The organism is uncultured Desulfobulbus sp., assembly GCF_963662935.2.
GTDB lineage: Bacteria > Desulfobacterota > Desulfobulbia > Desulfobulbales > Desulfobulbaceae > Desulfobulbus.
The window spans coordinates 545,233-557,551 of the sequence record NZ_CAXXTL010000002.1 but is presented as its reverse complement, the minus strand read 5'-3'; the positions used below and the strand labels follow the sequence as shown (position 1 = coordinate 557,551).

Below are 12,319 nucleotides of genomic sequence, written 5' to 3'. Positions count from 1 at the left end.
CAGTAAGGAGAATGCGGTCGAATCTGTCTTTTGAATAGTGTTAGGAGGTCGAGGTGTGGAGCCTGCTTTCGCAGGCCGGCAGGCGTTCTTTCAATGCCTTCTCCCGCTGCCAGCGCGATGTCACATTCCGCATGATCGAGGCACACCCCTCGATTTCGCCGCCTTCGTTACGCAGCAGTACCATGCTGAACTCCAATGAAAGACGTGAACCGTCCTTGTGAACACCTGGTGAGGTCAGCAGGTCAGAGATGTATTTGGTTTGCCCTGTGGCCATGACCCGAAAATAACCTTCCCAATGGCGGGATCGCAGGTTCTCCGGAATAATCAGATCAATGGATTGTCCTACAGCCTCAACGGTGCGGTAGCCAAACATTTGCTCCGCCCCGGTATTCCAATAACGAATAAGCCCTTGCCGATCGGCAACAAGAATTGCATCGGTGGTACGTTCAAGCAATTGCTGGAGATGCCTATCCATATCGTTTTCTCCAAGTGAGCCATGAGGACTAGAGATCTGCAGCTTTCAGAAAGAGGATGTTGTTCTCCAGGTGGACATGCTTGTGGAGGTCGTCCTCAAACTCCTTGAGCTTTTGATAGGTGACCATGAACGTATTGCAGACATCACCAGGGATCGCAAAGTCCTTGGCAAGATGACGGATCGAATGGACGGCGTCACCGATTTCCTCGTGCTCGCGATGCAGTATGAGCAGGGACGCCCGGATCGTGTCCCGATCCTTCGCCTTCGGTGTGGTGCCGGATGTCCTGGCCGCATCGGCTCGCTTGAGGGCTGGAAAGAAAACCTCTTCTTCCTCCTTCAGGTGGGCGGTCATATCGGTGGCTATCTTGTCGAAGATTGCGGCAACCTCAATTACCTCAGGGTGATGAGCGCCATGAACGCCGGCAATCTTGCGGACATAGGCAGCAATTTGGGCATCATTTTCTTTGAGATAGGCATGATGGGTGTTGACAATATAGTCGGCAAGAAACGGCAGTTCCCATGATGAATAATTCTGGCTCCGTTCGACTGGTGCGCTCTGCACCGCCTCCAATTCCTTTTTTAGCGCATCAAGATTGAGGCCTTTTTCTGAGCAGATAGTCGAGAGTGCGACCTTGCCACCACAGCAGAAATCGATTCCGTGGGTTTCAAAGACCTTAGCGGTTCTGAAATCGGCGGCAACAATCTCGCCGATTGTTGACTTCTCTGGTGTTCTTTGCTGCATAAACGTCTCCTCTGCAATAATCATGGAGCTCTTGGGAACGTGCCCCTAGCAGTCTTTGTGAGCGTTGAGAACACCCCTCCACCGAACCATAAGAATTCGGTGGGGGGCGGTAGGCATTGAAACGAACGAAAACGGCTTATCCGAGAATCGCTTTCAGGTCATCCTCGGGATTGGCGGCGATGGGTTTAATGTCAAAAGTGTCGACCAGGAACTGCAGTACCACGGGGGTAATGAAGGCTGGCAGCGACGGTCCGAGGCGGATGTCCTTGATGCCGAGATACAACAGGGTCAGGAGCACGGCCACCGCCTTCTGCTCATACCAGGAGATGATCATGGACAATGGCAGGTCGTTGACCCCGCAGTTAAAGGCTTTGGCCAGGGCCACTGCGATCTGGATCGCTGAATAGGAATCGTTGCACTGACCGACATCTAAAAGACGAGGAATGCCGCCGATATCGCCCAGTTGTTGGTCAAAGAAGCGGAACTTGCCGCAAGCGAGCGTCAGGACGACGCAGTCCTTGGGCACCTGCTCGACGAACCTGGTAAAGTAATCACGGCCGGGCTTGGCCCCGTCGCAGCCGCCCACCAGGAAGAAATGGCGAATCGCTTTCGATTTCACCGCCTCGATCACCTTGTCGGCCACCCCGAGTACGGCGTTGCGGCCAAAACCAACCAGGACCTGGCCATTGTCGACCTCGTCGGTGAACCCAGGCATGGTCAGGGCCATGGCGACCACCGCCGAATAGTCCTTGTCGGTGATATGTTTCACACCGGGCCAGCCCACCAGGCCATTGGTGAAGATCTGGTCCTTGTAATCGTCGCGCGGCTTCTGGATGCAGTTGGTGGTGAACAGGATCGGTCCCGGAAAATTGGGAAATTCCTTGTGCTGATTCTGCCAGGCGGTGCCAAAATGCCCAAAGAAATGTGGGTATTTCTTCAGCTCCGGATAGCCGTGGCAGGGCAGCATTTCGCCGTGGGTATAGATGTCGATCCCCTTGCCCTCGGTCTGCTTGAGCAGCAGTTCCAGGTCGTGGAGGTCGTGGCCGGTGATCAGGATGCATTTGTTTTTGCGATGGCCCAGCGGCACTGAGGTTGGCACCGGATGGCCGTAGGTGCCGGTGTTGGCGGCATCGAGCAGTTCCATGGCGCGCAGGTTGATCTCGCCGGCCTTCATGGCCACGGGTACGCATTGTTCCACGGTCAAGCCAGGAACAAGGAGGATGGCCAGGGCCTCGTAACAGAAGGCGGCGATGGCCGGGTCCTTCTGGCCGAGGATGGCGGCGTGATCGGCGTAGGCGGCAATGCCTTTGAGACCGTACAAGAGAGTCTGTTTCAGGGAGCGGATATTGACATCACTGTCAAGATTCTCGATCAGTTTCAGAGCTGCGCCCTGAGTCGCGAGATCAGTCACGGAGCCAGTCGGGATTAAGGTGGCCGGGGCCTCGGTGAAATCGGTCTTGCCACCGGCGGCTGCAACTTTGGCCTTCATCGCCTCGCGCAGCTCAACGGTCTTGTTGATCAGGACCACAAATCGATCCGGATCAAAATCGACATTGGTCAGGGTGGAAAAGATGGCCTCCAAGGCAAAGAGATCGGTGGCATCATCGATAATGCCTTTTTTTCGGCCCTCTTGCGCAAAGAGGGCAAGCCCCTGCAAAGCATGGATTAGAAGATCCTGGAGGTCGGCGACCTCCTCGTTTTTGCCGCACACGCCGGCGATGTTACATCCAATTCCTTTAGCGGTCTGTTCGCACTGGTTACAAAACATGCCATCCCTCCTCTTCTGATTTTAGTGTCGTGTTCGACGGTGATCCTTGGCACATGTCCGCATTACACATCCTTCAACAATAAGGCCTCGTTGGCATCCCTCAATGAAATAATTGCACATTTGTGAGAATTAGAGTTGTTCGCCGGAGTTGCGTTCTTTTACAACCAGAACTCAGGATATTTTCTTGTTTTCGGGATGTTGTTGACAATCAAGGCGATGGCCAGCATGACGCAGGCCCCCAAGGCAGCCGGCATCACCACATACAGGTAACCAAGGTTGTGGACGCTTTCGCCGCCAATCACGGCGATCAGCGCCGTAGCGCCTCCAGGCGGATGCAGGGTTTTGGTCAAATGCATCAGGGCAATCGCGGTCGAAACCGCCACCGCCGCCGCCAACCAGGGGTAACTCCCAAGCCACTGGAATGCCGTTACCCCAATAATCGCGGAAAGGATATGGCCGCCGAGCAAATTTCTCGGCTGCGCCAAAGGACTGCGCACAGCTCCGTAAATCAGTACAGCCGAGGCGCCAAACGACCCAAGGAGCAACATGAGTCCATGCTGGTCAAGGAGTTTATAGTGCAGCAGGGCGACGGCCGCTATGCCCAGAAAGCTGCCTATCCAGGACCAACAGACCTCGGCAAAGCTGACCCCCGGAGGACTTTGACCGTTACCGCGCATTTTTTGCAGGAAGTTGTTCATGGTGTCAGCCTCTAGCGGGTGAGACAATAAGATTGGACGAGATCGGTGCGGGTCACGATGCCTACTGGCCGGCCCTCGGGATCGACGATGGGCAGACGATTGATCCGCTTGTCGATGAACAGTGCCGAGATTGCCCCCATCGTCATCTCCGGCCCGGCAGTGATCGCCGGTGCGGTCATGATTTCCTGAACAGAATGATTGCGCAGCGAGCTAGCCATGCAGCCGCTGTTATTGAGGCAATGGGCAACGATCTGCATGAAGGAGGCCGGTTGGCCCAGACCCATCTTGGCGAGAAAATCCTTCTCCGAAAGGACGCCGACGATTTTCCCGGCAGCATCGATCACCGGAGCCCCGGAAAATCGCTTGTCCGCCAAAAAGGTCGCCGCCTGGATCACATCCATGTGCAACTCGACACAGTGCACCGGCTGAGTCATGATGTCCCGCGCCTTGAGCGAGTCCTTGATCCGCTGCAGGGCATGGGTGTAGGCGACCTGGAACACCTCGCGGAAGTCTCCGGGGCTGATGTCGATGTATCCCTGAATCGCTTTCATTGCCGCGATGACATCCGACTCGGATATATCTATCGTTGAACAGCAGTTATTTTTTATCTCGCTCACTGACGGCTCTCCTTTTTGACGAGTTGAAGAAACTGATAGAACCATTTAAGCCAAAGAATAATCTCTTTTGTTTGACCTAGGTCAATTATTTCCCATTAAAAATTAAGTAGAGGTGTAGTTTGCAAAGGAAATTGAGGCAATACTAATGCCGACAAGCGCTCCTTATTAACAATGTCAAAGCGGCGAGGTGTTGGCTGTCGCCCCAAAGAAGAGGATGTCGGTGAACGATCATTACTTTTAGGAATTGGCGGACCATATCGCCGTGGAAAGCGAATTCCTGGCCTGGCTGCATGGGAAGGTTATCGAAACTCCACAAACCAGAGAGGACTTTGACTATCTTTGGGCCATTTGCGGCTATGGACCGCTTCTTTTTTTTTGCAGGTTGAACAGCACGATCAACTTGGGTGCTATCGGCAAGGTGCTCAATGGGCCCGTCGCACGCTTGCGGACCTTGCATGATCCTCGGCTGACCGTCGGAACAACTGATAGGGAGGATGAAAGATATACTTCTATTTATCCGCCCTTATTGCTCTCGTTGTTTTTGATGATTAAGTTAGTAACCAATTACTTGCTAATCACGTGGGAGGATGCATGGAGATCAGTACAAAATTACCCGCAGAGGAACGGCGGGCCCTCACTATCGAGGCCGTCATTGAGCTAGCCGGTTCGCAGAATCCGAGCGAAATTACAACATCCGCTATCGCCCAACAGATGAACCTGACTCAAGGCGCGCTTTTTCGGCACTTTTCAACAAAAGAGGCTCTCTGGCAAGCGGTCATGGAATGGGTGCAAGATCGACTTCTGGCGCGGATTGATCAGGCGGCACACAACATCAAGTCCCCTCTGACAGCTATGGAGGCTATGTTTATGAGCCACATTGAGTTTGTCATTGAGCACCCAGGCGTTCCCCGGATGCTCTTTGGTGAACTGCAACGAGCCGAACTTACGCCGGCCAAGCGGGTCGCACATATGCTTGTTCAACGGTACACCGAGCGCATCTGCACTTGCATTGAGCAAGGCAAGGCAATCAAAGAAATTTCCCTTGATGTGGATACCCGGTCAGCTGCAATTCTCTTTCTTGGAACTGTCCAAGGGTTGGTGATGCAGTCCCTGTTGACCGGAGACATCCAGCACATTCGCACCGAGGCTCCTGGTGTTTTCATCATTTACCGACGCGGGATACGAGGTGAAAAATGAAGCAATTCCTTTCAACCCATGGCCGAACCATGATGCTGGCAGGTATCCTGCTGCCTTTATTTGGCCTATTTGCCTATGTTACCATGCGTTCCGGGCCTCTTGCCCCCATACCCGTAACCCTGATGACGGTTGAGCGCAGAGAACTCACCCCCTCTCTTTTTGGCATCGGCACCGTCGAAGCACGCTATACTCATAAAATCGGACCGACTTTTACCGGTCGACTCAACTACTTGAATGTACAATCTGGCGACCACGTCAAAACCAATCAGATACTCGGTGAAATGGATCCGGTCGATCTTGATGACCGCATTAATGCGCAGGAAGCGGCGCTTAAACGGGCAGAAGCCACTGTCCGTGCTGCTGAAGCACAGATGCAAGAAGCAAATGCTCGCAAGAATTTTGCTGAGACCCAGGCGAAACGCTACGAGCAACTGCTGACCACTCGTGCCGTGAGTAACGAAGCATCTGAAACCAAACGACAGGAATTCGATATTGCCCGCGCTGCGTTAGCGACAGCTCGCGCCAATTTGGAAGTCGTCCATCAGGAAACCATTCGACTGCGTGCGGAGCGTGACGGATTAGTCCAACAACGCGCCAACCTGCGCTTGGTGTCGCCGGTCGATGGTTTCATCTCCCGCCGCGACGTTGATCCCGGCTCCACCGTGGTTCCGGGACAATCGGTGGTTGAGATCGTGGAGCCCGGCAGTATCTGGATACACGTCCGTTTCGATCAGCAGCGGGCTCTGGGGCTTCGTGCGCAATTGCCGGCACGGATCGTCTTGCGTTCCCATGGCACGGAACCGTTGGCCGGACAGGTTGTTCGCGTCGAACCAATGGCCGACGCCGTGACCGAGGAAGTGTTGGCAAAAGTGGCATTCCAGCAGCTGCCAAAAGTGCTGCCGCCCATCGGTGAATTGACGGAAGTCACGGTCGAACTCGCTGCGCAAAAATCAATGCCTGTTGTCCTCAATGCCAGTTTGCAGCGTGTCGATGGTCACCTTGGCGTATGGATTGTTCAAGATGATCACTTGTCTTTTTCACCCGTTACAATCGGCGCATCCGACCTCGAGGGCCGCGTGCAGATTCTTAAGGGGCTCGATGGAGGCGAACGCATCGTTTCCTACAGCCGGAAAGTATTGCATGCCAAGAGCCGGATCAAAGTTGTTGATCGCATCATTGGTCAATCGCCATGATCAGCTTGGCCGGCCGCGACATCTTGCATGCATGGGGCAAGTTCGTCTTCACTGGAATCGGGCTAGGATTGCTGATCGGTGTCACCCTGACCATGGCCGGCGTCTATCGGGGCATGGTTGACGATGCGCACGTCCTGCTTGACAACAGCGGCGCCGATTTATGGGTGGTGCAGCAGGATACCCTGGGACCCTACGCTGAATCGTCAAGCATCTACGACGATACCTATCGCGGCATTCGCGGCATGACCGGAGTCGTTCGAGCCGCCAATGTCACCTATCTGACCATGCAAGTGCGCCAAACGGGAATGGCAATTCAACGGGATGTGCGGGCCATGGTGGTTGGCATCACTCCGGATGGACCGGGCCATCCCGGACAGCCAGGTTACCTGGTGGCTGGGCGGCACATCACCCGGGGGCATTACGAAGCGGTGGCTGACATTGCCACCGGTTTTGCCTTGGGCGATCGCATTCAAATCCGCCGCAACCTCTTTACGGTTGTCGGATTGACCAGACGCATGGTGTCTTCGGGGGGCGACCCCATGGTTTTTATCCCGCTCAAGGACGCTCAAGAAGCGCAATTCCTCAAAGATAACGATGCCATCGTCCGGCAACGGGCCCGCACCGCAGAGAACCAGGCGCTCAATCGACCCGGCGTTCCCGGTTTGCTCGATGCTCTCATCGCCTCACAAAGCACCAACCCCTATGTCAACGCCGTGCTTGTCCAAATAACACCCGGATCAGATCCTGAAAGTGTCGCGGAGCCGATCCGCCGCTGGAAGCGCTTGACCGTCTATACCCGGGCGCAGATGCAGGAGATCTTGATTGCAAAATTGATTGCCACCTCGGCCAAGCAGATCGGCATGTTCCTGGTCATTCTTGCCATCGTCAGCGCTGCGGTTGTTGCCTTTATCATTTATACGCTGACCTTGGGGAAAATCCGGGAGATCGCGGTGCTGAAACTTATCGGCACCCGAAACCGCACCATATCTGCGATGATCCTTCAGCAATCCTTGGCTCTCGGTCTCATCGGATTTGTTGTAGGCAAAATTGTCGCGACATTCTGGGCGCCCATTTTTCCGAAGTACGTGCTGCTTGAACCCGGGGATGCCCTGCGAGGGTTTGTGGCGGTGATGCTCATCTGCGTACTCGCCAGCATCGTGGCGATCCGAGCAGCGCTGAACGTCGACCCTGCGGAGGCCATCGGTGGATAACCAATATCCTGAAATAGCAGCACGGGGGATTCGTATCGAAGGGTTGAGCAAACGGTACGGTCAAGGCGATACCGCTGTTGACGCCCTCAAGCACGTGGATATGGCTGTTGCGCCAGGTGAAGTCGTTGGCCTGATAGGCCCTTCGGGTTCCGGCAAGACGACATTGCTCAAATGTTTGGGAGCCATCATCGAACCATCGACTGGCCGCATGACGCTCGGCAATGCAATAATTTATGACAATAAATGGAAAATTAAAGACCTAAGGGCCCTGCGCCGCGATAAAATCGGCTTCGTCTTTCAGGCCCCGTATCTTATTCCGTTTCTGAATGTCACGGACAATATCGCCTTGCTGCCGATGCTCGCTGGTCAATCAAATCGTGAAGCCCGCAAACAGGCCATGGAGCTTTTGGAAGCCCTCGATGTCGGGCATCGCGCCACGGCAATGCCCTCCCAACTTTCCGGAGGAGAGCAGCAGCGGGTCGCTATCGCGCGTGGTTTGGTCAATCGTCCACCGGTCATCCTTGCTGATGAGCCGACCGCACCCCTTGACAGTGAACGAGCTTTAGCGGTCATCCGGATTCTCAATGACATGGCCCGCAAGTTTGAGACCGCAATCATCGTGGTCACCCACGACGAAAAGATTATTCCCACATTCAAACGTATTTATAATATTCGTGATGGCGTGACCTACGAGGAGAAGGGAGAAGGGAGAAACTTCAACTATAAATCGAGCCGTTAATTGCCGAACATGGGGTCGGTTAAATCAAAACAGGTTTCAAACCGATATCTTTCTATTTGAACTAATTCAATATTTCCAATTCCTCCGCTGTCCCTATATTCATAGTTGATGCGCGCCGGATTTTTTTATTTGCAAGCCACTATATCTCTCTACCATTTCATCTTAAGCATAAATTGGTAGAGAGAACTCTCACTCTTTGTTCGCATGTCTCTCCAACACAACAAGCAAGTGCACTCGACTTCTGACATTGGTGCACTCGACTTCTGAAAATGACATTACAATCCCTTATTTGTCGCTTTCCAGGAGGTAGTCTTTGATTTTATAGTACAGCGATTCGGGGATTTCGGTACCGAACATGAACTGTTCCGCTTCTTCTCCGCTGATGCTTGCCTTGACTTCTACGGGCAGGGAGCGGAGAAAGGCCACCTTGGCTGGGTCGGGTCGTTTTTTTTGTTCTGACATGGCACACCGTTTTGTTGATGTTTGCTCGCCGTAGGTACGGGGAGGGAAAAACGATAAGGAATTATAACTATAAGAAAGGGTGGAGTGCTGAACAAGGCCTGCTCTCTTTTTTGTCCAGCATCGTCCTTCCTCTCCGGTGCAGATAGTTTGCGCCTTGTTCGGATTTTGGTCACTGAAATATATTTTATTCGAAAGATGTTTTTGTTATGCTCCCCTTTTTCTGAGGCGTCATAGGGGGGGCTATGGTTGGACAACGATCTGCACCACACCAGGATTGGTTAAACGCTATCAAGAAGGAACTGGATGATAGGGAACACTCCGCTTTCAGTGCTCTTGCTTGCCTCAGCCGCAATGCCGTCCGCCGGACTGGGGAAGTCTTGGCTGACCATCGCCAGCCTTTTGCCCAGGATGCCGACCGTATCCTCCATTCCAAAGCCTACACCCGCTATATCGATAAAACTCAGGTCTTCTCCCTGGTGGACAACGACCATATCACCCACCGGGTGCTGCATGTGCAGATGGTTTCGCGCGTTGCCCGGACCATTGGCCGCTTTCTCGGGCTCAATGAGGATTTGATTGAGGCCATTGCCCTGGGGCACGATATCGGTCATCCGCCGTTTGGACATGAGGGTGAGCACATTCTTTCGAAAATATGCCGTCGACATGGAATTGCCTCCTTTCAGCACAATATCCAGTCGGTACAGTTCCTCGATCGCTTTGAAAGGGGTGGCATGGGCTGGAATCTCACCCTCCAGGTTCTGGACGGCATTCTCTGCCATGATGGTGAGGTCCATGCCCGACAACTGCAGCCGGAACGGTGTAAGGATTTTGCCGCCCATGACCGGGAAATTGCCAACAAACTCGGCGAGCCGAGCCTGCCGCTGGCACCGATGACCCTGGAAGGTTGCGTGGTCCGGCTGTCCGACACCATTGCTTATGTCGGCCGCGACATCGAGGATGCCATCGAACTGCAGTTGATAGTCCGCGAGGAGATTCCCGAATCCTGCACCGCCGTGCTCGGCAACAGTAATGGCACCATCGTGTACACTCTGGTTACCGACCTTCTCGCCAATAGCGGTCAGGTCCGCCAGGCGGGATTGAACGATGCTGCCAGTGATTTCATTGGCTTCAGCGAGGAAGCGGGCCAAGCCCTGCGCCGGTTGAAGGCCTTTAATTATCAGCGCATCTACACCAACCCTGCCTTTAAACCGGATTGCGCCAAAATTCATGGTTGTTACGAACGCTTGTTCGAGCATTACCTGGAACGGGTGAAGGGGGAAAGGGGCGAGCGCGGTTTCCTCCGGTCCATGTCGCCAGCCTATATGGGTGCGCACAGCCCGGCCGCCATGGTCCGCGATTACTTGGCCGGCATGACCGACGCCTATTTTCTACGTCAGGCCGAGGCCATCGGTTGCGAGATTCCGGAGCGGATATGTTTGCCAGAGTAAAAAAATTTCTGCCGGGGGAACGGGCACGGATGATTCTGATAGCCGCCTGTATCGGCGTTATGTCGGGCCTGGCTATTATTGTCTTTCGTGAGGCAGTTGATCTGGTGCACGAGGTGATTTTCGTTTGGGGCTACGAGGCGCTGGGCATCGGTGACGGCGGGTGGCGCCGGTTGCTGCTGCCGATCTTGCCGATGATTGGCGTTACCCTGCTCATCCCCCTTTCCCTGGCCTTTCCCGGAAGAGTCAATGGCTACGGATTCACCAGTTTTCTCCGCCGGGTCAACCTGGAAAACGGGGTGATCAGGGCCCGCAATATCTTCATCAAGATCATTGCCACCGCACTGACTATCGGTTCCGGCAATTCTGCGGGGGTTGAGGGGCCGATCGCCCAGATCGGCGGTGCTCTCGGGTCGCAGGTCGGCCAGCGGTTCCGGGTCTCGGGCAAGCGGATGAAGGTCTATATTGCTGCCGGTTGCGCCGGCGGCATTGCTGGCATTTTCAACGCACCCTTGGCCGGGATGTTTTTTGCCGCCGAGATCGTCCTGTTGGGCACCTATGAGATTTCCTCCTTTTCCGCGCTGGTGATTGCCTCGGCCTTGTCCACCGTGGTTTCCCGTGCCTATTATGGCACGATTCCAGCCTTTCCCATCCCGGACTACACCATTGTCAACGCCTTTGTCGAAATTCCGCTCTACACAGTCATGGCCATTCTCGTCGGGGTAACGGCGGTCTTGCATATTCGTTTTTTCTACCTGGTACGCGATCGGTTCCAGCGGCTGCAGCTCCATCCCCAGGTTAAACCGATCCTCGGCGCTCTGATCGTCGGCAGTATTGCCATCTTTTTTCCCCAGGTGATGGGGAATGGCTATGATTACATTGCCAAGGCCCTGGCTGGCGACACCCTGGTGTGGCGGATGATGGTGTTGGTTTTTCTCAAATCCCTGGCCACCGCTATTACCCTCGGTTCGGGCGGCGCTGGCGGCGTTTTCGCCCCCGCGCTCTTCATCGGCGCGGTGCTCGGCGGGGCCTACGGCGGCATTGTCCATCACTTCTTCCCCGAATACACCGCCACTGCCGGGGCCTACGCCACCGTGGGCATCGGGGCATTTCTTGCGGCTACCACTCATGCCCCTCTGACCGCCATTTTTTTACTGTTTGAGATGACCGGCAATTACATGATCATCATTCCGGTGATGCTGACCGCGATCGTTGGCACCATGACCTCGTCCTGGCTCTATGGAGATTCCATGGACACCGTTGATTTCACCCGCGAGGGCATCGACATCCACGAGGGCCGCGAGGTGGCGATTATGAAATCGATCCGGGTGGGTAAGGCGATCACCGAGGATGTTGATTTTATCAGCGAGACCGCCAATATTAATCACCTGCTTGAGCTGTTTCGGTTTGCCCGCAACCATTTTTATTTTCCAGTGATCAACGCCAAGGGGCTGATGGTTGGGGTGGTGTCGATGCAGGATGTCAAAACCGTCCTTCACAGCGAGGAGGAGCGCGTCTGTCATCTGGTGGGCGCCATCTGTACCCGCGATGTGATTATGCTCACCCCGGACACCAATCTCTACGAGGCGATGAAGCTGTTTGACGTCAAAGGGATCGACGAAATTCCGGTGGTGGAAACCTTGGAGGAACCCTGGGTTCTGGGGATGCTCAAGCGTCAGGATGTGATTGCCGCCTACAACCATGAGATGCTCAAGCGTGGCATCAACGAACGGGCCGAAAGCATCCGGATGCTCTGCTCGGCCGATTGAAAC

12 protein-coding genes are annotated in these 12,319 nt (G+C 54.5%); 6 read left to right on the top strand and 6 right to left on the bottom strand.

Going from position 1 to position 12,319, the window contains the following annotated elements; all coding sequences use genetic code 11:
• Positions 1-40: 40 nt before the first annotated feature.
• The 5 genes from ACHZCX_RS06790 to ACHZCX_RS06770 form a co-directional block, all read right to left on the bottom strand.
• The gene (locus ACHZCX_RS06790; RefSeq protein WP_319586484.1) at positions 41-475 is read right to left on the bottom strand and encodes a PAS domain S-box protein; all 435 of its coding nucleotides are present in this window, start codon (positions 473-475) and stop codon (positions 41-43) included.
• 28 nt (positions 476-503) lie between these two features.
• Positions 504-1,217: an iron-sulfur cluster repair di-iron protein gene (gene ric, locus ACHZCX_RS06785; RefSeq protein ID WP_319586483.1), complete on the bottom strand. Its 714-nt coding sequence runs from the start codon at positions 1,215-1,217 to the stop codon at positions 504-506.
• A 136-nt stretch (positions 1,218-1,353) separates the two neighbouring features.
• Positions 1,354-2,985: a hydroxylamine reductase gene (gene hcp / locus ACHZCX_RS06780; RefSeq protein WP_319586482.1), complete on the bottom strand. Its 1,632-nt coding sequence runs from the start codon at positions 2,983-2,985 to the stop codon at positions 1,354-1,356.
• Between the two features lie 158 nt (positions 2,986-3,143).
• Positions 3,144-3,683: an HPP family protein gene (locus ACHZCX_RS06775; RefSeq protein ID WP_319586481.1), complete on the bottom strand. Its 540-nt coding sequence runs from the start codon at positions 3,681-3,683 to the stop codon at positions 3,144-3,146.
• Positions 3,684-3,694: 11 nt separating this feature from the next.
• The gene (locus ACHZCX_RS06770; RefSeq protein ID WP_319586480.1) at positions 3,695-4,300 is read right to left on the bottom strand and encodes a CBS domain-containing protein; all 606 of its coding nucleotides are present in this window, start codon (positions 4,298-4,300) and stop codon (positions 3,695-3,697) included.
• 591 nt (positions 4,301-4,891) lie between these two features.
• Between ACHZCX_RS06770 and ACHZCX_RS06765 the strand changes: the two genes are divergently transcribed.
• Genes ACHZCX_RS06765 through ACHZCX_RS06750 form a run of 4 tightly spaced genes read left to right on the top strand, consistent with a single transcriptional unit; the run spans position 4,892 to position 8,640 of the window.
• Complete coding sequence (locus tag ACHZCX_RS06765; protein WP_319586479.1) at positions 4,892-5,497, top strand: TetR/AcrR family transcriptional regulator; 606 nt, start codon at positions 4,892-4,894, stop codon at positions 5,495-5,497.
• Positions 5,494-6,690, top strand: a complete 1,197-nt coding sequence (locus ACHZCX_RS06760; RefSeq protein ID WP_319586478.1) for an efflux RND transporter periplasmic adaptor subunit — start codon at positions 5,494-5,496, stop codon at positions 6,688-6,690. The genes ACHZCX_RS06765 and ACHZCX_RS06760 overlap by 4 nt, the downstream gene beginning before the upstream one ends.
• Positions 6,687-7,901 carry an ABC transporter permease gene (locus ACHZCX_RS06755; protein WP_319586477.1) on the top strand — a complete coding sequence of 405 codons (1,215 nt, stop codon included), beginning with the start codon at positions 6,687-6,689 and terminating at the stop codon, positions 7,899-7,901. The genes ACHZCX_RS06760 and ACHZCX_RS06755 overlap by 4 nt, the downstream gene beginning before the upstream one ends.
• A gap of 13 nt (positions 7,902-7,914) precedes the next feature.
• Entirely contained in the window at positions 7,915-8,640 is a 726-nt protein-coding gene (locus tag ACHZCX_RS06750) for an ABC transporter ATP-binding protein (RefSeq protein WP_319588721.1), read from the top strand.
• Between the two features lie 285 nt (positions 8,641-8,925).
• Here the strand turns inward: ACHZCX_RS06750 and ACHZCX_RS06745 are convergent, their stop codons facing one another.
• The gene (locus tag ACHZCX_RS06745; RefSeq protein ID WP_319586476.1) at positions 8,926-9,102 is read right to left on the bottom strand and encodes a hypothetical protein; all 177 of its coding nucleotides are present in this window, start codon (positions 9,100-9,102) and stop codon (positions 8,926-8,928) included.
• A 242-nt stretch (positions 9,103-9,344) separates the two neighbouring features.
• Between ACHZCX_RS06745 and ACHZCX_RS06740 the strand changes: the two genes are divergently transcribed.
• Entirely contained in the window at positions 9,345-10,550 is a 1,206-nt protein-coding gene (locus ACHZCX_RS06740; RefSeq protein WP_319586475.1) for a dGTP triphosphohydrolase, read from the top strand.
• Positions 10,535-12,316, top strand: coding sequence for a chloride channel protein (locus ACHZCX_RS06735; protein ID WP_319586474.1), 1,782 nt, complete (start codon positions 10,535-10,537; stop codon positions 12,314-12,316). The genes ACHZCX_RS06740 and ACHZCX_RS06735 overlap by 16 nt, the downstream gene beginning before the upstream one ends.
• The last annotated feature ends 3 nt before the right edge of the window (positions 12,317-12,319 follow it).

Bases quoted from the DNA above. Each gene is read 5' to 3' on its own strand.
- ACHZCX_RS06775 (WP_319586481.1), bottom strand. From the start codon at position 3,683: ATGAACAACTTCCTGCAAAAAATGCGCGGTAACGGTCAAAGTCCTCCG.
- ACHZCX_RS06740 (WP_319586475.1), top strand. From the start codon at position 9,345: ATGGTTGGACAACGATCTGCACCACACCAGGATTGGTTAAACGCTATC.
- ACHZCX_RS06735 (WP_319586474.1), top strand. From the start codon at position 10,535: ATGTTTGCCAGAGTAAAAAAATTTCTGCCGGGGGAACGGGCACGGATG.
- ACHZCX_RS06790 (WP_319586484.1), bottom strand. From the start codon at position 475: ATGGATAGGCATCTCCAGCAATTGCTTGAACGTACCACCGATGCAATT.
- ACHZCX_RS06745 (WP_319586476.1), bottom strand. From the start codon at position 9,102: ATGTCAGAACAAAAAAAACGACCCGACCCAGCCAAGGTGGCCTTTCTC.
- hcp (WP_319586482.1), bottom strand. From the start codon at position 2,985: ATGTTTTGTAACCAGTGCGAACAGACCGCTAAAGGAATTGGATGTAAC.
- ACHZCX_RS06765 (WP_319586479.1), top strand. From the start codon at position 4,892: ATGGAGATCAGTACAAAATTACCCGCAGAGGAACGGCGGGCCCTCACT.
- ric (WP_319586483.1), bottom strand. From the start codon at position 1,217: ATGCAGCAAAGAACACCAGAGAAGTCAACAATCGGCGAGATTGTTGCC.
- ACHZCX_RS06755 (WP_319586477.1), top strand. From the start codon at position 6,687: ATGATCAGCTTGGCCGGCCGCGACATCTTGCATGCATGGGGCAAGTTC.
- ACHZCX_RS06760 (WP_319586478.1), top strand. From the start codon at position 5,494: ATGAAGCAATTCCTTTCAACCCATGGCCGAACCATGATGCTGGCAGGT.